Source organism: Actinokineospora globicatena (assembly GCF_024171945.1).
Classification (GTDB): domain Bacteria; phylum Actinomycetota; class Actinomycetes; order Mycobacteriales; family Pseudonocardiaceae; genus Actinokineospora; species Actinokineospora globicatena.
On record NZ_JAMTCR010000002.1, the window covers coordinates 2,732,135 to 2,756,797 of the forward strand.

The 24,663-nt window shown below is 69.9% G+C and carries 23 protein-coding genes; 15 read left to right on the forward strand and 8 right to left on the reverse strand.

Annotated elements, in window-relative coordinates; translation table 11 throughout:
* Nucleotide 1: 1 nt before the first annotated feature.
* From LV79_RS12340 to LV79_RS12365, 6 genes are all read left to right on the forward strand, one after another.
* Nucleotides 2-1,933 (forward strand): acetyl/propionyl/methylcrotonyl-CoA carboxylase subunit alpha, encoded by a 1,932-nt coding sequence (locus LV79_RS12340; protein WP_253835174.1) that lies wholly within the window; start codon nucleotides 2-4, stop codon nucleotides 1,931-1,933.
* Nucleotides 1,930-3,087, forward strand: coding sequence for an acyl-CoA dehydrogenase family protein (locus LV79_RS12345; protein ID WP_253835176.1), 1,158 nt, complete (start codon nucleotides 1,930-1,932; stop codon nucleotides 3,085-3,087). Before LV79_RS12340 ends, LV79_RS12345 begins: the two co-directional genes overlap by 4 nt.
* Nucleotides 3,088-3,100: 13 nt before the next feature.
* A complete protein-coding gene (locus tag LV79_RS12350) occupies nucleotides 3,101-3,700 on the forward strand; it encodes a TetR/AcrR family transcriptional regulator (RefSeq protein WP_253835178.1) in 600 nt (199 codons plus the stop codon).
* Between the two features lie 337 nt (nucleotides 3,701-4,037).
* Entirely contained in the window at nucleotides 4,038-4,553 is a 516-nt protein-coding gene (locus LV79_RS12355) for an ATP-binding protein (protein ID WP_253835180.1), read from the forward strand.
* Nucleotides 4,554-4,585: 32 nt separating this feature from the next.
* On the forward strand, nucleotides 4,586-5,587 hold the full coding sequence (locus LV79_RS12360) for a LacI family DNA-binding transcriptional regulator (RefSeq protein ID WP_253835182.1): 1,002 nt from the start codon (nucleotides 4,586-4,588) through the stop codon (nucleotides 5,585-5,587).
* A gap of 216 nt (nucleotides 5,588-5,803) precedes the next feature.
* Nucleotides 5,804-6,064, forward strand: a complete 261-nt coding sequence (locus tag LV79_RS12365) for a hypothetical protein (protein ID WP_253835184.1) — start codon at nucleotides 5,804-5,806, stop codon at nucleotides 6,062-6,064.
* 176 nt (nucleotides 6,065-6,240) lie between these two features.
* Here LV79_RS12365 and LV79_RS12370 read toward each other — a convergent pair whose 3' ends face one another.
* Together LV79_RS12370 and LV79_RS12375 are read right to left on the reverse strand one after the other, a co-directional pair.
* Nucleotides 6,241-8,187 carry an EAL domain-containing protein gene (locus LV79_RS12370; protein ID WP_253835186.1) on the reverse strand — a complete coding sequence of 649 codons (1,947 nt, stop codon included), beginning with the start codon at nucleotides 8,185-8,187 and terminating at the stop codon, nucleotides 6,241-6,243.
* A 419-nt stretch (nucleotides 8,188-8,606) separates the two neighbouring features.
* The gene (locus LV79_RS12375) at nucleotides 8,607-9,104 is read right to left on the reverse strand and encodes a 2-oxo-4-hydroxy-4-carboxy-5-ureidoimidazoline decarboxylase (RefSeq protein WP_285469163.1); all 498 of its coding nucleotides are present in this window, start codon (nucleotides 9,102-9,104) and stop codon (nucleotides 8,607-8,609) included.
* A 416-nt stretch (nucleotides 9,105-9,520) separates the two neighbouring features.
* Here LV79_RS12375 and LV79_RS12380 point away from each other — a divergent pair, with 416 nt between their 5' ends.
* Both LV79_RS12380 and LV79_RS12385 read left to right on the forward strand, forming a co-directional pair.
* Nucleotides 9,521-10,078, forward strand: coding sequence for a lipoprotein (locus LV79_RS12380; protein ID WP_253835189.1), 558 nt, complete (start codon nucleotides 9,521-9,523; stop codon nucleotides 10,076-10,078).
* On the forward strand, nucleotides 10,078-12,738 hold the full coding sequence (locus LV79_RS12385) for a hypothetical protein (protein WP_253835191.1): 2,661 nt from the start codon (nucleotides 10,078-10,080) through the stop codon (nucleotides 12,736-12,738). The genes LV79_RS12380 and LV79_RS12385 overlap by 1 nt, the downstream gene beginning before the upstream one ends.
* Here LV79_RS12385 and LV79_RS12390 read toward each other — a convergent pair.
* Nucleotides 12,729-14,879 (reverse strand): 3-hydroxyacyl-CoA dehydrogenase NAD-binding domain-containing protein, encoded by a 2,151-nt coding sequence (locus LV79_RS12390; RefSeq protein ID WP_372495339.1) that lies wholly within the window; start codon nucleotides 14,877-14,879, stop codon nucleotides 12,729-12,731. The genes LV79_RS12385 and LV79_RS12390 overlap by 10 nt on opposite strands.
* A gap of 12 nt (nucleotides 14,880-14,891) precedes the next feature.
* Nucleotides 14,892-16,106, reverse strand: coding sequence for an acetyl-CoA C-acetyltransferase (locus LV79_RS12395; protein ID WP_253835194.1), 1,215 nt, complete (start codon nucleotides 16,104-16,106; stop codon nucleotides 14,892-14,894).
* A 128-nt stretch (nucleotides 16,107-16,234) separates the two neighbouring features.
* Between LV79_RS12395 and LV79_RS12400 the strand changes: the two genes are divergently transcribed.
* Both LV79_RS12400 and LV79_RS12405 read left to right on the forward strand, forming a co-directional pair.
* Complete coding sequence (locus LV79_RS12400) at nucleotides 16,235-17,431, forward strand: TetR/AcrR family transcriptional regulator (RefSeq protein ID WP_253835197.1); 1,197 nt, start codon at nucleotides 16,235-16,237, stop codon at nucleotides 17,429-17,431.
* A gap of 45 nt (nucleotides 17,432-17,476) precedes the next feature.
* Nucleotides 17,477-18,250 carry a class I SAM-dependent methyltransferase gene (locus LV79_RS12405; protein WP_253835199.1) on the forward strand — a complete coding sequence of 258 codons (774 nt, stop codon included), beginning with the start codon at nucleotides 17,477-17,479 and terminating at the stop codon, nucleotides 18,248-18,250.
* A gap of 45 nt (nucleotides 18,251-18,295) precedes the next feature.
* On the opposite strand, the gene LV79_RS12410 is transcribed toward LV79_RS12405, so the two are convergent.
* Nucleotides 18,296-18,496: a hypothetical protein gene (locus LV79_RS12410; RefSeq protein WP_253835201.1), complete on the reverse strand. Its 201-nt coding sequence runs from the start codon at nucleotides 18,494-18,496 to the stop codon at nucleotides 18,296-18,298.
* A gap of 105 nt (nucleotides 18,497-18,601) precedes the next feature.
* On the opposite strand from LV79_RS12410, the gene LV79_RS12415 reads away from it, so the two are divergent.
* The 4 genes from LV79_RS12415 to LV79_RS12430 are packed head-to-tail and all read left to right on the forward strand — an operon-like array spanning nucleotide 18,602 to nucleotide 19,934.
* Complete coding sequence (locus LV79_RS12415; RefSeq protein ID WP_253835203.1) at nucleotides 18,602-19,447, forward strand: helix-turn-helix domain-containing protein; 846 nt, start codon at nucleotides 18,602-18,604, stop codon at nucleotides 19,445-19,447.
* A gap of 1 nt (nucleotide 19,448) precedes the next feature.
* The gene (locus tag LV79_RS12420) at nucleotides 19,449-19,616 is read left to right on the forward strand and encodes a DUF397 domain-containing protein (protein ID WP_253835205.1); all 168 of its coding nucleotides are present in this window, start codon (nucleotides 19,449-19,451) and stop codon (nucleotides 19,614-19,616) included.
* Between the two features lie 9 nt (nucleotides 19,617-19,625).
* Nucleotides 19,626-19,778: a DUF397 domain-containing protein gene (locus LV79_RS12425; protein WP_253835207.1), complete on the forward strand. Its 153-nt coding sequence runs from the start codon at nucleotides 19,626-19,628 to the stop codon at nucleotides 19,776-19,778.
* A gap of 9 nt (nucleotides 19,779-19,787) precedes the next feature.
* A complete protein-coding gene (locus LV79_RS12430; RefSeq protein ID WP_253835210.1) occupies nucleotides 19,788-19,934 on the forward strand; it encodes a DUF397 domain-containing protein in 147 nt (48 codons plus the stop codon).
* Between the two features lie 49 nt (nucleotides 19,935-19,983).
* Here LV79_RS12430 and LV79_RS12435 read toward each other — a convergent pair whose 3' ends face one another.
* The 3 genes from LV79_RS12435 to LV79_RS12445 form a co-directional block, all read right to left on the reverse strand.
* Nucleotides 19,984-22,242, reverse strand: coding sequence for a glycosyl hydrolase family 18 protein (locus tag LV79_RS12435; protein WP_253835212.1), 2,259 nt, complete (start codon nucleotides 22,240-22,242; stop codon nucleotides 19,984-19,986).
* A gap of 542 nt (nucleotides 22,243-22,784) precedes the next feature.
* Nucleotides 22,785-23,210, reverse strand: coding sequence for a hypothetical protein (locus tag LV79_RS12440; protein ID WP_253835214.1), 426 nt, complete (start codon nucleotides 23,208-23,210; stop codon nucleotides 22,785-22,787).
* Complete coding sequence (locus LV79_RS12445; protein ID WP_253835217.1) at nucleotides 23,207-23,461, reverse strand: hypothetical protein; 255 nt, start codon at nucleotides 23,459-23,461, stop codon at nucleotides 23,207-23,209. Before LV79_RS12445 ends, LV79_RS12440 begins: the two co-directional genes overlap by 4 nt.
* 186 nt (nucleotides 23,462-23,647) lie before the next feature.
* Between LV79_RS12445 and LV79_RS12450 the strand changes: the two genes are divergently transcribed.
* Complete coding sequence (locus tag LV79_RS12450) at nucleotides 23,648-24,397, forward strand: hypothetical protein (RefSeq protein WP_253835219.1); 750 nt, start codon at nucleotides 23,648-23,650, stop codon at nucleotides 24,395-24,397.
* Nucleotides 24,398-24,663: the final 266 nt, after the last annotated feature.

Below are 24,663 nucleotides of genomic sequence, written 5' to 3' on the forward strand. Positions count from 1 at the left end.
GATGACCATCCACAGTGTCCTGGTCGCCAACCGCGGTGAGATCGCCCGCCGGGTGTTCCGCACCGCTCGCGCGCTGGGTCTGTCCACAGTGGCCGTGTACTCCGACGCTGACGCGGACTCCCCGCACGTCACCGAGGCCGACACCGCCGTCCGCCTACCTGGCGCCGCTCCCGCCGACACCTACCTCCGAGCCGACCTCCTGGTCCAAGCCGCGCTCGACGCGGGTGCCGACGCCATCCACCCCGGCTATGGCTTCCTTTCCGAGAACGCCGACTTCGCCCGCGCCGTTCTGGCCGCTGGCCTCACCTGGATCGGCCCCGCTCCCGAGGTCATCGCCCAGATGGGCTCCAAGTTCGAGTCCAAGCGCCTCCTAGCTGCGGTAGGCGTTCCAGTTCTGTCCGAAGTGGATAACGTCACCGAGCAAGACCTCCCCGTGCTGATCAAGGCCTCGGCCGGTGGTGGTGGACGCGGCATGCGGGTGGTCCGCGACCTCGCCGACCTGGACGCCGAACTCCAAGCGGCCCGGTCGGAAGCGCTCTCCGCCTTCGGTGACGCCACGGTGTTCTGCGAGCCCTACCTGGAGACCGGTCACCACATCGAAGTCCAGATCATGGCCGACCAGCACGGCACGGTCTGGGCTGTCGGCGAGCGCGAGTGCTCCATCCAGCGACGCCACCAGAAGGTCGTGGAGGAAGCCCCGTCGCCGCTGGTCGAGCGCACGGATGGCATGCGCGACAAGCTGTTCGCCGCCGCCAAGGCCGCCGCCGAAGCGGTCGGGTACACCGGCGCGGGCACGGTCGAGTTCCTGGCCGACGAGTCCGGCCGGTTCTACTTCCTGGAGATGAACACCCGCCTCCAGGTCGAGCACCCCGTCACCGAGCTGACCACCGGGCTCGACCTGGTCGCCCTGCAAATCGCCGTAGCCGAGGGCGCCCGCCTCCCCGCCGAGCCGCCCCCGTCGCAAGGCCACGCCATCGAGGTCCGCCTCTATGCCGAGGACCCGGCCAACGACTGGCGACCGCAGATCGGCACCCTGCACCGCTTCGAGATCCCCACCGACGGCATCCGCGTCGACTCCGGCGTCGAGACCGGCTCGGTCGTCGGCGTCCACTACGACCCGATGCTCGCCAAGGTCATCGCCTGGGCACCGGACCGCGCCACCGCCGCCAGGGTCCTCGCGGGCGCCCTCACCCGCTCCCGCCTGCACGGCGTCAAGACCAACCGCGACCTGCTCGTCCAGGTCCTGCGCCACGAGGCCTTCCGCGACGGCGCCACCGACACCGCCTTCCTCACCCGCCACGACCTGACCGCCCCGCTGCTGGACAAGGACACCGAGGCCTTGGCCGCCCTCGCCGCCGCGCTGGCTGACGCCGAGGCCAACCGAGCCGCCGCGCGAGTGCTCGGCCGCCTGCCGAGCGGATGGCGCAACGTCGTCTCCCAGCCGCAGGTCAAGGTCATCGGCGACCACGAGGTCCGCTACCGGATCGGCCGCGACGGGCTCGCCACCGACGGTCTCACCACTGACGGCGTCGATCTGGTTGAAGCTACCCCGCACCTGGTCCGCCTGGCCGTGAACGGTGTGGTGCGCCGGTTCGACGTCGCCCGCGCCCCCGGTTGGTCCTTTGTGGATACACCAACCGGCTCGGTCGCCTTCGAGGTGCCCGACCGGTTCCCGGACCCGGCGGCGAGGACCCCGGCCGGGTCCCTGCTGGCCCAGATGCCCGGCACCGTCGTCCGGGTCGCCGCTGCTGCGGGGGACCGGGTGGCGGCCGGGCAGGTGCTGCTGTGGTTGGAAGCGATGAAGATGGAACACCGGGTGGTGGCGCCGGTGACCGGGGTGGTCGCGGAGCTGCCGGTCGGGGCCGGTGACCAGGTCGAGGTGGGCCGGGTGCTGGCCGTCGTGCGTGCGGACGAACCTGTGGAGGGGACATGAGCTTCGTCGAGTCCGAGGAACGCCAGGCTCTGCGCAAGGCGGTGGGGGAGCTGGGGCGCAAGTACGGCCACGAGTACGTCCTCAAGGCCGCCCGGTCCGGCGGCCACACCACCGAGCTGTGGGACGAGGCGGGCAGGCTGGGCTACCTGGGCGTCAACGTCCCCGAGGAGTACGGCGGCGGGGGCGGCGGCATCGGTGACCTCGCCGCGGTGTGCGAGGAGTTGGCCGCCGCCGGGGCGTCCCTGCTCCAGATGGTCGTCTCCCCGGCCATCTGCGCCACGATCATCGCCCGGTACGGCACCGAGGAGCAGAGGCGCCGGTGGTTACCGGGATTCGCCGACGGCACGGTCCGGATGGCGTTCGCGATCACCGAGCCGGACGCGGGCTCCAACTCGCACCGGATCACCACGACCGCCCGCCGCGACGGCGACGGGTGGCTGCTGACCGGCCGCAAGGTCTACATCTCGTGCGTCGACGAGTCGCAGGCCGTGCTGGTGGTCAGCCGCACCGAGGACGCCAGGACCGGCAAGCTCAAGCCGGTCCTGTTCATCGTCCCGACCGACGCGCCCGGTTTCACCTACCAGCGCATCGAGATGGACATCGTCTCCCCCGACTACCAGTTCTCGCTGTTCCTCGACGACGTCCGGCTCCCGCTCGACGCCCTGGTCGGGTCCGAGGACGCGGCGCTCATGCAGCTGTTCGCTGGCCTGAACCCCGAGCGGATCATGGCCTCGTCCTTCGCCATCGGCATGGGCCGGTTCGCGCTGGCCAAGGCCGTCGACTACGCCAAGACCCGGCAGGTGTGGAAGGAGCCGATCGGCGCGCACCAGGCCGTCGCGCACCCGCTCGCCCAGGCCAGGATCGAGCTGGACCTGGCCAAGCTGATGACCCAGAAGGCCGCCTGGCTCTACGACGCCGGCGACGACATGGCCGCGGGCGAGGCCGCCAACATGGCCAAGTACGCCGCCGGGGAGGCCGTGGTCCGCGCGGTCGACGCGGCCGTGCAAACCCACGGCGGCAACGGTCTGGCCAGCGAGTACGGTCTCGGTGCGCTCGTCGCGGCGTCCCGGCTGACCAGGATCGCCCCGGTGAGCCGCGAGATGGTCCTGAACTTCGTGGCGCAGTTCACCCTCGGGCTGCCCAAGTCCTACTGAGTGGGGGCACCGCATGGGTGAGGCAGTCCGCGAACCGCGCCAGGACCGCAGCCGGGCCACCCGGGGTCGGCTGCTGGCCGCGGCGGTGGACTGCCTCGCCGAGGTCGGCTGGAGCGGCAGCACGGTCTCGGTCGTCGCCGAGCGCGCGGGCGTGTCCAGGGGCGCCGCCCAGCACCACTTCCCGACCAGGGAGGACCTGTTCACCGCCGCCATCGGCTACGTGACCGACGAGCGGGTGCAGTTCCTGCGCTCGGCGCTGCCCAGCCTGCCGCCCGGCCCGGACCGGACCCGGTTCGTGGTCGAGGCGATCGGCGAGATGTACGCGGGCAAGTTGTTCGCCGCGGCGCTGCAGCTGTGGGTGGCCGCCGCCTCGGACGAGCAGCTGCGCGTGCAGGTGGTGCCGCTGGAGGCCAGGGTCGGCCGCGAGGCGCACCGGTTGACCGTGGACGCGCTCGGTGTGGACGAGGCGCGGCCCGGGGTGCGCGAGGCGGTGCAGGCCACCCTGGACCTCGCCCGCGGCCTCGGCCTGGCCAACCTGCTCACCGACGACACCCGGCGCAGGCAGCGGGTCCTGGCGGAGTGGACGACCGTCCTCGCCGCGAAGCTGGCGTGAGCGCCGCCGTCGAGTCCTCTGTGGACATACCGTGGAGATTCGCTGAAGTGCGCCCGTGCGCACCCGTTGTGCACGACCGCTCACCTTCGCCGCGCACGGCCGTTCGGGGTGTCGCGCCCGGACTCCGTGGAGTCCGGGCGATCAACTCGGTACGGTCGTCGGAAGAACGTGACGCGCGGCGCCCGGTTCCCACCGCCGCGGTGGGTGGTCGGCGGCGGTGGGTCACCACGTGGCCGGTTGTGTGCACTCTCCGTAAAGGAGACGACCTGGGGTGCCGCTACTAACGGGTGACGTGGCACCATCTGCGCACGCGCGGGGACCGGGAAGGACGCACGCGATGAACGACCGGACCGAACAGATGGACGACCTGCAACTGGTCGCCCTACCCACCGCTGTCGGGTGCACGGAGATGTTCGTGCGGTTCTCGGCGACCGAGTGGAACCTCCGCCCGATGCGCGACGCCGCAGCTCAAGCCGGTCGAGCACTGGCACAGGCGGTGGTCGGCGCGGCGAACCCGGCCAACCCGGGGATGCTCACCGCGCGGATCAGGGTCGCCGGACCCGATCTCGTCATCGAGATCGAGACGCCGAGGGTGGCGCGGACCCCGGCCATTCCGGACGGTCCCCGAGTGGGCGTCACTGATTTGGGTGACGGCCGTTATCTCCTGTGGGCGAGCCTCCCGCTGCCCGGCGGGATGAACGCGTCCGCGGTGCCGCTGCCCCGGCGGCAACGCAGGCCATCGCCCGCGGCGGCGATCGAGGCGGCACGCGAGCCGCTGCACGACGACGGAGACGACGTGATGCAGCGGATCCTGTTCGGCCTGTCCAACACCCAGGACCGGCACCGCCGCTGACCAGACGGCCGGGGCACGGGATCGGAGTGAGGATGCGAGGATCGCAGGCCCCCACCTTGGAGGCGGTCGCGCGAGTGGCCGGGGTCTCCAGGTCGACGGTGTCGCGGGTGATCAACAACCTGCCCGGGGTCAGCAAGCGGGCCAAGCTGGCGGTGGACACCGCCATCGCCGAGCTGCGCTACGTGCCCAACCAGGCCGCCCGCAACCTGGTCACCCGCCGGACCAACTCCATCGCGCTGGTCGTCTCCGAGCGCGGCGACCGCGTCTTCAGCGACCCGTTCTTCGCCAAGATCCTGCGCGGCGTCTACGCCGGGATGACCGGCAGCCGCAGGCAGTTGGTGCTGCTGATGGACCAGGAGGACCGCGAGGACGGTGCCCTCGAGTCCTACCTGTGCGGTGGGCACGTCGACGGTGCGGTCGTGGTGAGCCTGCACCGCGGCGACCCGCTGCCCGCGCGCCTGGTCGAGGCCGGGCTGCCGGTCGTGCTCGTGGGCAGGCCGCTGTCGGGGATCAAGGTCCCCTACGTCGACTCCGACAACTTCACCGGCGCCGCCGCGGCGGCCAGGCACCTCATCACGACCGGCCGCCGCGTCCTGGCGACCATCGCCGGACCGCAGGACATGGCCGCCGGGGTCGACCGGCTCGCGGGCTGGCAGGCCTGTGTGCCCGAGCCCGCCGAACGCGTCGCGTACTCCGACTTCAGCGTCGAGGGCGGCGCGCGGGCGATGGCGGAACTGCTCGCGAAATTCCCGGACATCGACGCGGTGTTCGCCGCCGCGGACATTATCGCGGTCGGCGCGTTAAGGACCCTCGCCGAACACGGTAAGCGCGTGCCCGATGACATCGCGCTAGTGGGCTTCGACGACTCGGTGCTCGCGACTACAACGGCGCCACAACTGACCACGGTCCGTCAGGACGTGGAAGAGTTGGGGCGCACCACCACATGGCACCTGCTCGCGCAGCTCGCGGGCGACGAGCCGCTGCCGCCCTCGGTGTTGTTGCCAACGGAGCTGGTGGAGCGCTCGTCAACCTGATCGCACCCGTGCCGCGTACCCAGTTACCACTCATTCACACACCGGAAATCGACGGTCACCGGTAAGAGTGGTATCTGTGCGCCACGCCGCTGCCTCTTATCTCACAATGAGGTCACGTTCATAACATCGGTGGGGGTCGAAACCGATGCAACCCCGTGCAGGGGTCAAGCATCCAAGGTGTTGACCGACACTCCACCCCGAGGGGGATGACCGACCATGAGTGAGCCAGCCGATCAGCTGAGCCACCGGGCCCGCGCCATGCTGCGCGCCGTCGCCGAGGGCAGGGCGCACCTGGCCAGCGGCACCGAGCCCGACCTCTACATCGACGGTGTGCCGTGCTGCGACCAGTTCACCGCGCACCTGCTCACCCACGACGGGCTGATCACCGCGACGCACGGCCGCTTCGGCGAGCTGGTGCCCGCGACCATCACCGAGGCAGGCGCCACCGCGTTGGGCGCCGCCGTCCTGGCTGCCTGACCTGCCACGAGCCTGAACCGCGGCAGGATTGGCCCACCACTGGGCTGAACCGCCGCGGGCCTGGCCCTCCACTGGGCTAGAACGAGCACTGGGCTTGAACCAACCGCGGGCCTCGGGTCGACGCGGCTCCAGGGGCCGGTGTGCGCGAGTCGGTGTCGTCCCCGGGCGGCGCGGACTCAGCCGAACAGCGGCCCGGACGCCAGGTCGGCGCCCGCCGCGGCCCACCACGCGGCCTGCGCCGGATCGGTCAGCCCGGTCACCAGCACCGAGATGCCGACCTCGCGCACCATCGGCACCAGCCCCAGCGTCGCGCGGGTGAACAGCGCCGCCTGGTCCGGCTTGGCCAACCGGCGCACCACGTGCTCGGACATCCGCACGGTCTGGATCGGCAGGTCCTCCAGGCAGGCCAGGTCGCCGCGGCTGCGGCCGAACCCGGTCAGCACCGAGCGCACGCCGATGTCGACCAGCACGGTCAGGTTCTCCTCGGCGGGCTGCTCCGGCGAGCACAGCGCCTGCACCGGCATGCCCAGCTCCAGCCGGTCGGCCTCCAGCCCGGTCTCGGCCAGCACCCGCCGCACCACCATGACCAGGTCCGGGTCCGCCGCCTGCTCCGGGGTCAGCTCCAGGTACAGCGCGGACCCGGCGGCCGCGGCGAGCTGGGCGGCGTGGCGCAGCACCCAGTGTCCCAAGGGGACACCCAGGCCGGTGTCGCGCAGGATCTGCTCGAGCCGCTCGCTGCCCAGCGTGCCGAAGCGCGGGTGCTCCCAGCGCAGCAGCGCCTGGGTCGCGACCACGGCGTGGTCGGCCAGGGTCACCAGCGGCCACAGGTCCAGGTCGAGCTCGCCGTTCTCCCAGGCGCCGGGGATGCCCGCGGCCAACCGGTAGTGCTCGCGGTAGCGCAGGTTCTGCTCCGGGTCGACCATGCACCACTGCCTGCGCCCCTGCAGCCGCAACCGGCGCCTGGCGATGTCGGTGGCCCGCAGCAGCTCACCGGGGTCGCTGGTCGGGGAGGGCAGGTTCATCACCGCGATGGTGGCCGACGCGGCGATCCCCTCACCGTCCACATAGGTCGCCTCGGCCAGCACCTCGTTGATCTCCGCCGCGATCGACCCGACGTCGAGCTCGCCGGGCTCGTGCACCAGCATGATCCCGAACTCGTCGCCGGTGAGCCTGGCGATCACGCCCGGGTGGTCGCCGACGACCTCGCGTAATCGCTGCGCCACCGCGCGCAGCAGGTGGTCGCCCGCCTCGCGGCTGATCCCGTCGTTGACCACCGCGAAGTCGTCGAGCCCGAGGTGGAACACCGACACGTCCGCGCCCGCGCCGAGCGCCTCCTCCAACCGGCCGAGGAACGCCTGCCGGTTGGGCAGCCCGGTGAGCGGGTCGTGCGTGCCCTGGTAGCTGAGCCGGTTCTCCAGCAGGTAGAGGTCGGAGATGTCCTCGACCATGGTCACGTGGTGCGCGGGCAGGTCGTCGCGGTCGCGCAGCAGGGACACGCCGATGCGCACCCAGGTCGTCTCGCCGTCGGAGCGGACGAACTGGGTCCGCTCGTGCAGCTGGTCGCACAGCCCGGCCGCGAGCTCGTCGTAGCGCTCCCGCAGGTACTCGCGCTCCTGCGGGTGGAACAGCTCGTCGACCGCGCCGACCACCAGGGTGCCCTCGCGGTAGCCGAGCATGGTCTCGAGCGCCTCGTTGGCCCGCACCGAGCCGCCGTCGAGGTCGGAGATCACCATGCCCAGCGCCGAGGTGGTGAACAGCTCGCGGAAGCGGGCCTCGCTGGCGCGCAGGTCGCGCTCGAAGTCGGCGACCACCAGCGCGTCCGACGGCCGGGAACTGGCCGCCTCGGCGAAACCCGCTGCCAGCGCCGCGAGCGCGGCCGCCGTCTCGTCCACTGTGGTCAGTCGGAGCAGCCCGGCGGCGAGCACCGACATGCTGACCCGCAGGCAGTCCGGGTCCCGGTACCCGGCCTCGACCAGGCGGGCACCGGCCCGCGCCGCGCGCGACGGGTCGGCGATCACCGAGGCGATCAGCTCGTCGAGCTCGCGCGCGGGCAACGGGTGGGCCGCGTCGACCATCCCGGTCAACGCGGTCGCCCACTCGGTGGCCAACTCAAGCCGGTCCACGCTGGAGAAGTCCTCGCCGCTTTCGTTTCCGACAGGGGAGTGGCGGCTCCGGATGTGCTGCCGGGCCATGCCGCCGGGTGCTGCCTGAGAGATGCCCTGAGATGTACCACTGTGCACCCGAACGTGGACTCAGCGCCACCCCATCGGTGCAAGTTGGCCGGGAGTCGCCTAGTCCGAACGGGTGGCATTCGCTGTACCGGTGGGGTTCAGCGCCCGAGTGTCGCCACGCACGGTGGCTCTGGGGGTCGTCCCGGCGCGCGCTGCCGTCGCCCATGCGGCGGTGCGGGATGGGCAATCGCGTCAAGGGCAACCCATCTGGCGGATTCGACCACGGAGCGCACCTCTGATTCGGCGTTGGTGCCGCTCAGATTACTGACAAACCCCCACGTCCGTTCGGGTCATCCTTGACTGAGTGTGATCTACCGAGAGTGATCATTATCTGCCACGTGGCAGATCGCCACCTGGCCCGGCGACGCCACTGTGGACACTCCACCCAGTACGAGACCGCGCACCCGCGCCGCCACGACCCTGGCCAACTCCGCGGTCGCCACCGCCCGCTCGGTCCACCGGTCGTGCCCGGACCGGTGCCGCAGCGCCGCCAGCGCCTCGGCCCGCCCCAACCCCGCCGGGCACAGCACGAACCGGTGGCCGAAGCGCTGCTCGTAGATCAGCTCCCCGCGCCCGAGGTCCGGCCACCGCTCCCGCACCCTGGCCACCCCGTCCAACAGCGGCACCACCTCCGCCCAGTCCAGAGTGGCCAACACCGCCGCCGACACCTCCTCCACATCCCCGATCCCCCCGAACGGCCGCTGCGCCACCACCTCCCGCGCCCACCGCCCCGACCCGCAACACCGCAGCAACGCCGCGACCGCGTCCACCTCTTCAGCACCGTTGAGCAGGTTCAGCAGCGAGGACATCCCCCCAGTAGACACCCGCCGCACACCCCCGTGCGACGCCCGAACGACGGGCACCCGATCGCCGATGCGCCCTGCCCGACTCCGCCAATTTCTGTCTTCTGGGGGACGGGAGTTATCCACATGTGGATCTCTGTCGAGGCCTTCTCAAGATCAACTGTCGGTGGGTCCCGGTAGACTGGCCCAGGGACGCCCCCCGGAGAGGGTGGGGGCTGGGCAGGGGTTGCCTGCGCGCGCGGGCGCGATCCAGGGGCGGTAGGGCTGGGACAGCGGTGGCCGGTGGGGATGGCAGCCGCGTGGGCGATTCCGCGGGTATCCGCGAGGCCCTCGGCGAGCTGCTGGTCGTCTTGCGGGGCCAGCAGGGGGACTGCCGCCGCGGTGATTGACAGGGGGCGGCGGGGGTGCGCGAGGATTGATCAATGCGGATGCGGGCGGCTGCGGTCGCGGGGGTCTTGGTGCTGGCGGGGTGCGGCAGTAGGGACTCCGATCCCTGGCGGGAGGTCGCGATTCCCGCCGCGGCGGGGGACACGACCGGGGCGTGCGGGTCGGTCGGGGTCATGGACGTGCCCGCGGGGTGGCGGGTCGAGCCGCCGAATCGGACCTACTTCTCGGGGAAGGAGTACCGGCTCACGATCGACTGCGTGATCACCACCGGGGACTCCGCCGACGGGACGCTGGAGGTGTACGAGCGCACCGAGCCCGACCCGGGAACCACCCCCACCCCGCGCCAGTTCCTGCAGGACACCGTCGACCCGGCGAACGACCCCACCGACGTCGACATCCGGGACGCCCTCGTCGGCGGTCTCGCCAGCGCCGAGGTCACCTGGCACACGCGCTACCAGAACCGGGCCTTCACCCACCGCGTCGAGTCGATCGACCTCACCATGGTCGTCATCGCCACCGGTGCCAAGGACGCCGAGTACGACGAGGTCCTGCTCCCCGCGTACCTGTTGGCCAAGAAGAGCATCCGGGACTGATGGGCCGGGAACGGGCGGTCGCGGTCCGGGGGCAGGCGGGGGAGCGGGGCTCGGGGTGCGTGGTCGCGCCCGGGTTGGTGCTGGCGTCGGCGCGGGTGTGCGGTGCGGTGGGGAGCGCGGTCAAGGTCGGTGGCATGGATGCGCTTGACGGGTCCGTGGTGTGGGCGGGCACCCCCGGCGGGCGCAACGATGCGGCGCTGGTCTCCGTCGATGGCTTCGTTGACATCGAACCGGTGAAGTGGGGTCGGTTTGCGACGCACCGGCCGGGACAGGCGTGCGAGGTCTGGGGTGGTTGTGGCTCTGGGGTTCGCCAGGCCACCGGTCAGGTGAGGCAAACCGAGGACCGGTACACGGTGCGCGGCCGCTCGCTCGCAACGTTGCAGGGGAGTACCGGTGCGGGCGTTTTCGTTGGCGATGTCCTGGTCGGTGTTGTCGCCGCGCACCCCCAAGGCCCCAAACTTGTCGCCGTACCAACGGATGTGCTGTGGGACGACGGCGCGTTCCTGGCCGCGCTGGGCGCCTCCGGCAGGCTGGTCGCGGCGGAGTTCGAGCCCTTGGCGGTCGGCACCGGTCGGATGGCCTGCCCGTCCGCGCTGGTGCTCGCCCGGCACGAGATCGCGCCGTGGCAACCCCGGCCTGAGATCATGGCGTCGCTGCACGCCTGGTTGGCCCGACCGGGCTACCCCGTGTGGCTGCTGCACGGACCGGCAGGCCAGGGCAAGACGCGCCTGGCGTTGCGACTGGGCCAGGAACTGCCCGCGTCGTGGCTGGTGTTCTGGCCCGATCCCGACGCTGATCCGGACGCACTGCGGGTCGTCGCCGATTCCCGGCACCCGACCCTGGTCGTGCTCGACCACGCCGAGACCCGACTGGAGCAACTGAGCGTCCTGGCGACCGCGAACGTGAAGGTCTTGCTGTTGGCCCGCACCCACGGCGAATGGTGGGAGCACGTCCCTGGGGTGGGCAATGCCTTGGTCGGCGCCACCATCCAGCGCTTAGACCCACTGACCCCGACTGCCGACCGCCGGAAGGTTCTCGCCTCTTACGCCAACGCGCTACCCCGAGTCGACGGCCGCACGGCCAAGCTTCCCGCTCGCGATAAGAATGACCATCCCCTCACGTGGCACCTCACTGCCCTGGCTGACCTCTTAGACGCTGCAGCGCCCCCACAGCACACTGCGGATCACACCGCCGAAGGCCGAGTCCTCTTCCACGAACGCCGCCACTGGGAAAAGACTGCCAAACAGATCCCCGCTCTAGCCACTCTTGACCGAGCAACCCTGCACAACGCCGTCGCCCTCCTAGCCCTCGCGGGCCTCTCCACACCCGCGGACGCTGAACCAGTTCTCCAGACCCTCCCCGGCCTTTCCGCCGGAACGGTCCACGCCCTCATTACCTGGTTCGGCACCCTCTACCCGCCCACCAGCCCGCGCCGCGCCTTCGACGCTCCCGAACCCCACCGCCTCGCCGAACACCACGTGGCCCGCCAAGTCCACGCCACCCCCGACCTGACGACCCGGCTGGTCGCTGTGGCCACCCCGCCGCAGGTGACCACCCTCCTCACGGTCCTCACCCGAGCCTTAGCGCACGGTCCCCACCACGACCACCTCGCGGCGCACATCACCGCACTTATCACCGCGAACCCAGACACCCTTGCAGTGCCCGCGCTTGTGCTCATGCTGACGACCGAGTTCCCCGACCCGCTGCTCGCGGCCCTACACACCGTCGTGGCCAGTTCCGACACCACCGCGACCACCCTCATCGCTCTCGGTGCCGCGCTTCCCCGCGACAGCAAGCGTTTGGCCTACCTAGCGGCGGACATCACCGGTGGCGTGGCTCGACACCGCCGCAGTGGCTCTACCGAACTCGCACAGGCACTGAGCGACCACGCCGGGCGGCTGTCGAAGGTAGGTCGACATGAGGACGCCGTGGTCGCGCTCGAGGAGGCCGCCGCGACCTGGCGTGAACTCGAGCTCCGCGACGAGGATGTCTCGCGTCTCGCGGAGTGCCTGACCAGCCTCAAGATCAGCCTCGCGCGGGTGGGTCGCGCCGGTGACGGCGTGGTCGCCGCCACGGAGGCCTTGCGCCTGTTCCGGGCCTTGGCCGCGAGCGATTCCGAAAGGGTTCCGCGCCTCGTGCGCGCGGTGGAGGGTCTGGCATCCGCGTTGCACGCGGACGACCGGTACGAGGACGCCTTGGCGGTGGTCGAGGAAGCCGTGGTGCTGGCACGCGCGTTGGCGCGCCGCGATCCCGACGTTCACCTGCACACGTTCTCCCTCGTTCTGAGCACGTTGTCCTTCCACCTGCTCATGCTCCACCGTGACCAACCGATGGCCCTGGTCGAGGAGGGGCTGGCGATCAGGCGCGAACTGGCGAACCGGAACCCCATTTACCTGGATGGGCTCGGCCTCGCCCTCAGCCACTACGCCCTGGACCTGGTGAAGGCCGGGCGGGCGCGAGAGGGGATGGTCGCGATCGACGAGGCGCTGGAGATCCAGCGTGCACTGGCGGCCAGTGATCCGCTTGCCAATTCGGAGGACCTGGCCCGATCGGTGGGGTACCGGCGCACGGTGGTCCAGGCGGTCGTGAAGGCGGAAAAGGCCTCTGCCCGCCACTGGTGGAGCCGAGTGGCGGGCAGAGGGAAGCGCGGTCAGGCGTAGGTCTCGCCGTTCTCGGCCTTGGTCACGAGGGAGGCGGGCGGGAGGAACCGGTCCCCGTATGCCGCTGCTAGCTCACGGGCGCGGGCGACGAAACCGGCGGGTCCGCCCGGGTAGCCGTTGATGTACTGGATGATGCCGCCGGTCCAGGCTGGGAAGCCGATGCCGAAGATGGAGCCGATGTTGGCGTCTGGCACGGTCCGCAGGACGCCCTCGTCGAAGCACTTCACGGTTTCCAGGGCTTCCGCGAACAGCATGCGTTCCTGCATGTCCGCGAAGGGGATCTCCGTGCTGCCGGAATCGAAGGCGGCGGTGAGACCGGACCACAGGCCGGTGCGCTTCCCGTCGGCGTAGTCGTAGAACCCGGCCCCCGAGGAGCGGCCCTTGCGGTCGAACTCCACGACCATCCGGTCCAGGACCTCGTTCGCGGGGTGCGCGGGCCAGGTGCCGCCCGCGGCCTCGATTGCCGCGCGGGCCTCGTCGCGGATCTTGCGCGGTAGCGTAAGAGTCAGCTCGTCCAGCAGTTGCAGTGGCGGCGCGGGGTACCCGGCCTGGGCGCCTGCCTGCTCGATCGACGGGATCGCGATGCCCTCGCCGACCATCGCCAGGGCCTCGTTCATGAAGGTCCCGATCACCCGGCTGGTGAAGAAGCCCCGGCTGTCGTTGACGACGATCGGCGTCTTCTTGATCTGCTGCGCGTAGTCGAAGGCCTTGGCCAGCGCGACGTCCGAGGTCTTCGCGCCGACCACGATCTCCAGCAGCGGCATCTTGTCCACCGGCGAGAAGAAGTGCAGGCCGATGAAGTCCTCCTGCCGCCTCACCCCGTCGGCCAGCCCGGTGATCGGCAGCGTCGAGGTGTTGGAGCCGAGCAGCGCGTCCGGTGCCACCAGGTCCTCGACCTCGGCGAACACCTTCTTCTTCAGGTCGGGGCTCTCGAACACGGCCTCCACGACCAGGTCCGCGCCCGCGACGTCGGCCGGGTCGGCCGTCGGCGTGATCCGCGCCAGCACCTCGTCGGCCTTCTCCTGGGTGATCTTGCCCCGGGACACGGCCTTGGCGAGGATGCCCGCCGAGTACGCCTTGCCCTTCTCCGCCGCCTCCAGGGTGACGTCCTTGAGCACGACGTCGATCCCGGCCCGCGCGCTGGAGTACGCGATCCCCGCGCCCATCATGCCCGCGCCGAGCACCGCGACCTTGCGGGCGGTGTAGCGCGGCTGGCCGTCCGGGCGGCTGTTGCCCTTGGTGATCGCCTGCAGGTCGAAGAAGAACGCCTGCGTCATGTTCTTCGCGACCTGGCCGACCGCCAGGTCCACGAAGTACTGGGTCTCGATCCGGGTCGCGGTGTCGATGTCGACCTGGGCGCCCTCGATGGCGGCGGACAGGATGTTGCGCGGCGCGGGCATCGGCGCGCCCTTGATCTGCTTGCGCAGGTTCGCCGGGAACGCGGGCAGGTTCGCCGCGAACTTCGGGTTCGACGGGGTGCCACCGGGGATCTTGTACCCCTCGACGTCCCACGGCTGCCGCGCCTCCGGGTTCGCCTTCACCCAGGCCTTCGCGGACGCCACGAGCTCCTCGGGCGTCGACACCAGCTCGTCGACCAGCCCGAGTTCCTTCGCCTTGCCCGGCTTGTGCCGCTGCCCCTGCAGGAGAACGTTCAGCAGCGCGTTCTGGATCCCGAGCAGCCGCACCGTTCGGGTGATCCCGCCGCCACCCGGCAGCAGGCCCAGCGACACCTCGGGCAGGCCGATCTCGCTGCCCCGCACGTCCAACGCGATCCGGTGGTGCGTGGCCAGCGCGATCTCGTACCCGCCGCCCAGCGCCGCGCCGTTGATCGCCGCGACCACCGGCTTGCCGAGCAGCTCCAGCCGCCGCATCGCGGACTTCATGTCGTTGACCCGCTTGGTGATCTCGGCGGCGTCCTCCGGGCGGGCCTGGATGAGCTGGTTGAGGTCACCGCCCGCGAAGAAAGTCTTCTTGCCCGAGGTGATGACGACGCCGGTGATGCTGTCGCGCTCGGCCTCGAGCCGGTCCACCACCTCGGCGAACGAGGTGCGGAACAGGTCGTTCATGGTGTTGGCGCCCTGGTTCGGGTCGTCCATCGTCAGCGTGACGATGCCGTCGCCGTCGACGTCCCAGCCGATCATGCTCATGGCTCCTCAGACTCGCTCGATGATGGTCGCGACGCCCATACCGCCGCCGATGCACAGGGTGACCAGGCCGCGCCGGGCGCCGCGCCGCTCCAGCTCGTCGACCACGGTGCCGGTGATCATCGCGCCGGTCGCGCCGAGCGGGTGGCCCATGGCGATCGCGCCGCCGTTGACGTTGATCTTGTCGTGCGGGATGTCCAGGTCGCGCATGAACTTCAGCACCACGGCGGCGAACGCCTCGTTGAGCTCCCAGACGTCGATGTCGTCCGGGGTCAGGCCCGCCAGGCGCAGCGCCTTCTGAGCGGCCGGGGTGGGGCCGGTGAGCATGATGGTCGGCTCGGCGCCGGTTACCGCTGCCGAGACGATCCGCGCGCGCGGGGTAAGACCGGCGGCGGAGCCCGCGGCCTCGTTGCCGATAAGAACCAGGGCGGAACCGTCGACGATGCCGGACGAGTTCGCGGCCGTGTGGACGTGGTTGATGCGCTCTACATGGTGGTAGCGCTGCAACGCGACGGCGTCGAAACCGCCGAAGTCACCGATACCGGCGAATGACGGCTTCAGCTTGCCGAGGCTCTCTACCGTCGACTCCGGGCGCATGTGCTCGTCGTGGTCGAGCAGCACGACGCCGTTGCGGTCGCGGACCGGTACGACTGACTTGGCGAAGTACCCGGCGGACCACGCGGCCGCTGCCCGGCGCTGCGACTCGACAGCGTAAGAGTCGATGTCGTCGCGGGTGAAGCCCTCGGTGGTCGCGATGAGGTCAGCGCTAACACCCTGCGGGACGAAGTAGGTGTCGTAGTTGGTCTCGGGGTCGTTGAACCAGGCGCCGCCGTCGGAGCCCATCGGCACCCGCGACATGGACTCGACGCCACCCGCGACGATCAGCTGGTTCCAGCCGGAGCGGACCTTCTCGGCGGCGATGTTGACCGCCTCCAGACCCGACGCGCAGAACCGGTCGATCTGCAGGCCCGCGACGCTGTCGGGCAGGCCCGCGGCCAGGGCGGCGCTGCGGGCGATGACCGAGCCCTGGTCGCCGACCGGGGAGACCACGCCGAGGATGACGTCGTCGATGGTGGCCGGGTCGAGCTCGGGGTGGCGGGCCGTGAGCTCGTGCAGGAGGCCGACGACCAGTGAGATGGGCTTGACCCCGTGCAAGGAGCCGTTCTGCTTGCCGCGACCACGCGGGGTGCGGATCGCCTCGTAGATGAAGGCTTCGGTACTCACTCGGCCGATCCTCTCTCGAGCTGACTGGCGCTAATGCCCATTAACATACTCGCGAGTATCAACTGGTTGTCAACGTGCTGGGTTCCGCATACGGTTGTAACTCCGCTCTCACCCCAGGAGGCTCCCGAGTGACTCGCGGTGCCCAGACCGGGCGAGCAGGCGACCGGCCGAGCGGGCGGCGCAACCGCAAGGCCGAGCTGGCCGTGGCCGCCGCCGAGCTGTTCGGCCGTCACGGCTACCACGCCGTCGGGGTCAACGACATCGCCGCGGCCGCCGGGGTGACCGGGCCCGCGCTGTACCGGCACTTCCAGAACAAGCAGGACGTGCTCGGGTTCGTGCTGCTCAACGGCATCGACGGACTGGCGGAGCGGCTCGCCGGACCGGTCGAGCTGGCCGAGGCCGACCCAGCGGCCGCCCTGCGCCCCCTGCTGGTGACCGCCGCCGAGGTCTCGATCGAGCAACGCGCACTCACCGCACTGTGGCGTTGGCAGGGCAGGCACCTGCACCAAGCCGACCAGAAGGAGATCCGTCGCCGGGTCGGCGCTCTGCTCGGCCAGTGGATGACCGGCCTCCGACGGTTGCGCCCCTCACTGGACCCGGGCGAGGCGGACCTGCTGTGCTTCGCCGCCCTGAGCGTGTTCGGCAGCGTCGGCGACCACCGGGTAGAGCTACCTGGCCCGGAGTTCGCTTCGTTGCTGGCCTCACTGGCCGAGGCAATCGTGCGCGCCCCCATCGCGGCAGGCCTACCTACCCCAGTGTGGCGCGGGAGCCCAGCCCCAACCCGACGTGAAGAGCTACTGACATCCGCGACCCGCCTCTTCCGCGAACGCGGCTTCCCGTCCGTCAGCATGGAAGACATCGGCGCCGCAACCGGCATCGCCGGCCCTAGCGTCTACCGCCACTTCGCCTCAAAGTCCGACATCTTGCTGGCTGCAAGCCGCCGCATGGCCGACCGGCTTCGGTGGGGACTAGAGGAGTCGCTGACATCAGCCACTGATCCGTCTGACGCCCTAAGAAGACTCGCCCGCTCCTACGTCGACACGGTTATGCGGTCGGATGATCTTATCGCCGTCTACACAACGGAACTGGCGAACCTGCCGGAGCGCGACGCCAAGGAACTCCGCGCCCTACAACGGGGTTACGTCGCCGAGTGGGTCCGACTACTACGGGAAGCGCGCCCTGACCTGTCAGAGGCGGCTGCACGGGTGACGGTCCACGCAGCCCTCACGGTCGTGAACGACCTACCTCGCACCGGCCGCATCGCCTCCCGCCCAGCTCTAGCGCCGGAGTTGGCAGGTCTCGCCGGAGCAGTACTAGGCGTCTAGCGAAAGGCAGTTGACCGCCTGCGGTGGTGCTATCCACCATGCGTTATGAACCCCGACGTTGTCCGGCTCTACGCCACCTACACCGAAGTCATTCGACTGGACAGGACGCCCCACGGCCGACTGGAGTTCTTACGCACGCAAGAACTCCTCCGCCGGTTCCTGACAATGCCGGCCACCGTGCTGGATGTGGGAGGCGGAACCGGGGTCCACGCCGAATGGCTCGCGCGCGACGGGCACACGGTGCATCTTCTCGACCTGGTGCCTGCACATGTCGAGGCCGCGTCGGTGCTGTCTGGCGTTACAGCGCAGATCGGCGATGCCCGCGACTTGCCCGTCCCGGACGCCAGCAGCGACGTCGTGCTGATGCTGGGGCCGCTCTACCACCTCACCGACCCCGATGACCGTGCGCGAGCCTTGACCGAAGCGCGGCGAGTGCTGCGGCCGGGGGGTTTGCTGGCCGCGGCGGGGATCAGCCGCTACCTCTCCGCCATGGAGACAGGCACCGACGGCAGGCTTGACGAAGACCTGCTTCCCTCGGTGGAGGCGGTCATCGCGACGGGCCGGTACGACGGTCATGTCGGCTTCACCACCACCCACTGGCACACCGCCGACGAACTGCGCGCCGAAATCCGCGCCGCTGGCTATGCCGACGTAGAGGTCTACGGCGTCGAAGGCCCGACCTGGCCCGCTCTAGACGTCGCAGGCTTGGCCGAGTTCCCCACGCGCGTACCTGCCGCCCTTCACTGCGCACGCCTTGTCGAACAAGACCCTCTACTCATCAACGCCAGCGCCCATCTCCTGGCAATTGCCAAGTCCTAGGCGGGACCCGGTAGCGCTAACCACCGGGCCCCCGCCGAAATCGGCTCAGGCGGCGTTCTGGAGGGAGTCGAGCGCGCCCTGCATGCTGTCGACAAAGCGTGACAGGGCGCCTGCTTCGATGATCAGGTGGAAGCCGTCGGCGTGGCCACCGAAGCGGAGTTGGACCTCGGACTTGGTGACGTCACAGGTGATCTCCGTGCCGGGGCGGATGGTGGCGTACACATCGATGTCCGGATTGCGCGTCATGGGCGGCACCCTTCACTATTTGCCACGAGCGCGGGTCGTTCCCGCACCGCTGAGGCGAAGCTAGGGCGTTGCCCACCTTGGCAGAAACACCGAAGGAGGACCGCCGTGCTGAGCGGCAACCGCAAACCCGCGTCCCCCAAAGACCGCGCGCTCGGCGCGGAACTCCGCAAGCTCCGCAACGCCGCAGGCATGAGCCTCGCCGCGGTGTGCGAGGTGCTCAACTGGAAGGAGTCCACCCTCAGCCGGGTGGAACGCGGCCAGCGCAGTTTTTCACCCGAAACGGTGATGGCGCTCGCGTTGATCTACAAGATCCCGCACGACCTCCGCGAGAAGTTGATCGCCTGGGCCAAGGAGACCCCCAGCCTCGGTTGGTGGGATCGCCAACCTGCGGGCATCCCCACCGAACTCGGCGCACTCGCTGCCTACGAGCAGGATGTGACCCGCGCGGTCGATTGGAGCCCCGGCATCGTTCCTGGGCTGTTGCAGACCCCGGCGTACGCCGAAGCGGTCATGCGGGAATGGGGTGTGCCGCAAGACGACATCGGTGCCCGCTTGCGAGCGCGCCGACGCAGGCAGGACTTGCTCGACCGCCCGAACGTCGAGTACGTCGCACTGCTCGGCACCTCCGCTCTCCGCAACCAGTTGTGCGACCGAGAGGAGTTCGTGCAGCAGCTCCAGCACATCCATCGCATGTCGCTCAGAGACAGCCTGACCATCCGGATCGTGGAGAAGCCGACCGCTTTGGCGATCGGAAGCTGGTACCTGATGTACTTCGACCAAGCGGGCCCTGCTGTCCTCATCGAACACCACGAGTCCTCGACGTTCCTCTTCGACGAGGAGACCAAGGCCTACGTCGATGCCCGCCGCCGACTGAGCAACGGCGCGCTCTCTGAACAGGAGACGCGGGATAGGCTCGAGGTCGAGATCGATCGAGTGCGCACCGGAGGATGAGATGCGTCAGACCAGTCCGAGGTTCAAGAAGTCCAGCAAGTCCGGGGGCAACTCGAACTGCGTCGAGGTAGGCAGCACCCTCGCCCACTTGAGGGACAGCAAGAACCCACAGGGTCCCTGTCTCGCGGCTGATGCCGCCGCGTTGATCAGGTTCGCCAAGGCTCGCTAGGAGGCCGCCATGCGGTTCAAGAAGTCCACCCGATCCGCAGCCAACTCGGACTGTGTCGAGGTCGCCCACACCCTGTCCCACCTGAGGGACAGCAAGAACCCGAACGGGCCATCGCTGGCGGCCGATGCCGCGGCGCTGATCAGGTTCGCCAAGATCTGCTAGGAGGCCGCCATGCGGTTCAAGAAGTCCAGCCAATCCGCAGCCAACTCGAACTGCGTCGAGGTAGGCAGCACCCTCGCCCACCTGCGGGACAGCAAGAACCCCCACGGTCCCGTCCTCAGCGCCGACGTCGCCGCGCTGATCCGTCACGTCAGGTGACAACAGATGGGGCTCCCCGCGTGCGAGGAGCCCCATCCGGTGGTGGTGCTTACTTGAGGCCGTTGTCGACCGCGGTCATGAGGGCGCCGGGGTCGCCGGACATCTCCCAGGCCATGACGCCCAGCAGCTTCTTCTGCTTGAGCCAGGTGATCTTCTGCTGGATGGACCAGGCGTCGTCGAAGGTCCACCACTGGCCGTTGGTGCCGCCGGTGTGGCAGGCGGTCGCGATGGAGGCCGTGTCGTGGTAGATGGTGCAGTTGGGGACGCTCGCGAGCAGGTTGCTGTACCCGCGGGTGCCCGCCTCTTCGGCGAACTGGCCGGGAGCGGCGCCTGTCGCTGACTGCCACTCGCCCTTCTTGCCGTTATCGGGGACGCCCTGCCAACCTCGGCCGTAGAACGCTAGACCCAGCGTCAGCTTGCGTGGGTTCGCGCCCTTGTCGGTGTAGGCCTTGATCGCGCCCTCTACGCTGAACTTGTTGTTGTACGGGTCCTCCGCGTCCGGGTAGAGGTTGCCCTGGTGGCCGGTGCGGTTGGGCTCCCACGAGTTGTCGCTGCCCGAGCCGTGGAAGTCGTAGCCCTGCACGTTCGCGACGTCCAGGTAGTCGAAGATCTTCGGGACGTCCCAACCGGCCTGGACCTTGGCCGGGTCGGCGGGGGTGAACGCCTGGAGCTCGTACCTCTTACCCGTGGTCTTGCTCTTGGCGTCGAGCTGCTCGCGGAACTCCTTGAGCAGGGCGGTCAGGTTGTCCTTGTCGTTGGGCGACCAGTGGTTGCCCGGGTGACCGTCAGCGCTAGCGGGCCACTCCCAGTCGATGTCGATGCCGTCGAAGATGCCCGCCGCGGTGCCGGGGCCGCCCGCGCCGCCGTAGGCCTTGATGTTGCCGTTGATGTAGGTGTCGATGCAGGAGGACACGAACTTCTTGCGCGACGCGTCCGTGGCGGCCACGTCGGAGAAGTACTTCGAGTAGGTCCACCCGCCCAGCGAGATCAGGATCTTGATGTTCGGGTACTTCACCTTGAGCTTCTTGAGCTGGTTGAAGTTGCCGCGCAGCGTCTCCCAGCCGGTGTCGCCGACGCCGTCGACGGACTGGCCCGCGGAGAACGGGCGCGAGTAGTCGGCCTCGGCGTCGCCCGCGCCGTCACCCTGGTTCGGGTCCTGCGGGTTGGCCGTGGTGCCCTTGGTGACCCCGGTGAGGCAGGTCAGGTTGACCGGGTCGATGTTGCCGAACGCGTAGAGCAGGTGCGTCAGCTTCGCCGCGGCCCCGTTGGTGACCAGGTTCTTGACGAAGAACTGCCTGCCGTAGATGCCCCACTGCACGAAGTAGCCGATGCGGGCGTACCCGTCGACGATGTCCTTCGTGGTAGCGGAAACGGCCGCGCTCTGGGCCGACGCGTTGTCGTAACCGTCGCGCGCCCGCACGGTGAAGCTGTAGGCGGTAGAGGGCGACAGGCCGGTCACCTTGGCCGTGGTGGTGGTGACGGTGGGGCCGGCGGCGCCGTTGACGTAGATGTCGTACGCCACAACGCCGGTGTTGTCCGTAGAGGCGTTCCAGGCGAGGGTGACGCTGCCGGAGTCGGTCGCGGTGGAGCGCAGACCGCCAGGCACGGTAGGAGCCTGGGTGTCGTCAGACGGGTTGTTGGTCGTCACGGTCAACGGCGCGCTCGCCGCCGACGAGAGACCGTTGGTGTCCTTGGCCTTCACGGTGAACGTGTAGGCCGTGGCGGGCGTGAGGTCCTTGACGCTCGCCGTCAGATCGGGCGTGGTCGCCACCAGGCTGGTGCCCTGGTAGAGCTCGTAGTTCGCGACCGGCAGCGAGCCGATCGTCGAGGCGTCCCAGGCAAGGGTGATGGTCTTGGTCGTCTTCACCGTCGCGCGCAGGTTGGCCGGGGGTGCGGGCGGTGTGTCAGGGGAACCATCGCAGTTGCCGTTGTCGACCCGGCACTTGCTCGGCGTGGCCGCCGCGCTGAGCCGGAACGACGGGCTGTACGGGTACGTGGTGCGACCCGGCTGGATCGTGTTGATGTAGTAGGCGGGCGTGAGCGTGACCCGGGTACCGGTCTGGCTCACGGTTGCGTTGGCGTTCGCGGTCGCGGTGACACCCGCGGGCAGCTCGAACTGGATGGACCAACCGGTGACGGCAGCACTACCGGAGTTGGTGACGGTGTACTCGCCACTGGTCCCGGTCAGCACTAGCGCAGCGCGCAGCGAGCCCGCCGCCGATGCCGGTTGGTTCACGACGATCAGTGCGGAGGCGGCCAGCAGGAGGCTCACCGCCGCGGTGGACAAACGACGAAGGGTGCGTCTCATGGGGATGGCTCCAGGGGATGACGGAGTAGGCCCTGTGTGGTCTAGACCACACTCGAATCTAGCGCCTGCACCGGTTTAGGTCTAGACCAATAACCCGGCGGAATTCACCAGTTGGCCCTGGTCGCGCTCCCTTTGCCGCCGCGCGCCCCGGAATTTCGCCCACCGGGGTCGGTATCGCCGCGCGGAAGGCGGCACGCCCCGAGTCGTCCACATCCCCGGAAGTTGTCCACAGGCGCTGGCAACCGGTTGTTCCCGCAGGTCAGGGCCCGATAGCGTCGTTGTGTGGCCGGCGACAGGGAGGTAGACATGGGAATGGACCAGCAAAATGGGAACGCGGCGTCTTGGTGCGAAAGTGACGTATCGGACCGCCCGCTCGCGGAATTCGGCCTGCGAGAACTTCGACGGCGCGGGGTAGTGGACCTCTTACCGGGGTAGTGGTCATCCCGGCTCTTGTGGTCCACCCGCGGCGCTCTGTCGAGTCGGGCTGCGGTGCTGAGGCCCGGCGGCGGCTCGTGGGGACGAGCCGCCGCCGGGGGAGTGGATCAGCTGTGTTGTGGTGCGCGGGTTCTGACCTGCGGGCAGACCGCGCACGCGGTGGGGCCTTCTTGCGACCACCAGCGGCAGGTGTCGCGGATGCCGCATTCGGGCAGCGAGGTGTTTGTCGGTGAGGTGTTTGTCAGTGACGTGGTGGCCGGAGGAGCTCCGGTCGGAGAGGAGGGGTAGTCGTCGTGGGCGGCGTCCAGGGCTCGGCAAGCGCCGTCCCAGAACGCGCAACCCTTGGTGGCGCACGGCGTGGCGAAGCGGTACCGGGTCTCCAGTGGGCCGTCGACCCGGGATTGGAGGTCGTCGCGCAGCGCTGGGGTGAGGGTGGGGCCGTGCGGGGTGAACACGACCCGGCCGCCGGGTCCCATGATGCCGAGCAGGGTGGCGCCCGCGGTGGCCTGCCCGCTCGGGCAGGTGTGCGTCACTGTTCCCGCTTGCCCAGGTAACCCTGGACCTGCTCGGCCAGTTCGAGCGCGCGCGGACCGGCGAGCAGGTAGCGGCCGATCAGCTCCCACTTGCGCAGCCGGGTACCGCCGAACTCGAAGTAGGGCACGTCGCGGCCGATGACCCGGTCGACCGCCGCCGTGCCCGCCTCGGCCACCGCCTGGGCGATGAGGGCTTGCTGGGACTCGGACAGCTCCAGGCCGTCCACCACGAACTTGAACTCGGTCGCCATCGCAGTGGCTCCTTCCCGAACGGGGTTTTCCCGGTTCCTCGCCGGGGTCGGAGCCGGTGTGATGGGGTCGGCGGCAGGCTTGCCCCTTCGGGCAAGGCGGGAAAGCGACCAGCTTCTGTCCACTGTGCCGGTCGCGGTGAGCAGTACGGTGGACGGGCATGCGCGACAACGACCGGGGAGGGTCTTGTGAGCGAGGAACTGCCGCCGTACCTGGGTGTGCTCGTGGTCGACGCCGAGCGGTACGGGTCCAACACCGATCCGGGGCAGCAGAAGCTCGCCGAGGCCATCCCCGAGGTGCTCGCGGTCGCCTTCGCCGAGAGCGGGCTCGAGCAGGTCTGGGAGCAGCGGCTGTTCCCCCAGGACACCGGCGACGGGCTCGGCCTCGGGTTCGACCCCCGGTACCTGCCCGTGGTCGCCGAGCAGGTCCTCGGCGCGCTCCAGGAGGCACTGGTCGCCAGGGACGTGTGGATGCGCAAGGTCCACCGCGGCCTGCGGCTGCGGCTGCGGGCGGCGCTGCACGTCGGCCCGATCCGGCACCCCGGCGGCGGCCAGGCCCTGGTCACCGCGCACCGCCTGGTCGACGCCGCCCCGCTGCGCGACGCCCTCAAGCGCTCCGACGCGGACCGCACCTTCCTCGCCGCCCTCATCTCCGACCGCGTCCACGACGACGTCATCGCCACCGGCTACGCCACCGTCCCCACGACCCCGGTCCCGGTCGAGATCAAGGAACACCGCTCCACCGCCCACCTCCACGTCCCCACCCCCACCGGCGACCTCCTCAACTCCGGCCTAGTCCCCGCCCCAACCGCGGACCCCGCCGACACCCCCCACCTCGACCCCCTCACCCCCGGCGCCGTCCACAACGTCATGACCGGCCACCACACCGGCACCGCCATCCAGGTAGGCCACCTCCACGGCGGCTTCACCAACCACTGACACCACCCGACCCGCGATCGCTGCCCACCGGGTTCGCGCTCCACCGGGGCCGGTCCTGCCGGGGCGCTCGTCGAGGCTCGCTTGGTCGTCAACCCAGCCTCACGCCACCGACCGCTGATCCCGGCCCGTCGCCATGAACCGCGATCACCGGGCATCTCCGATGCCGGGCTCCTGGGTCGCCGGGGCCGCGCCCGGGTATCGATCGCCGGAAGCCCGCCTGGAATGCGATTTGCGGATAATTGTCCGAATTTCGGTGACCTGGCGTG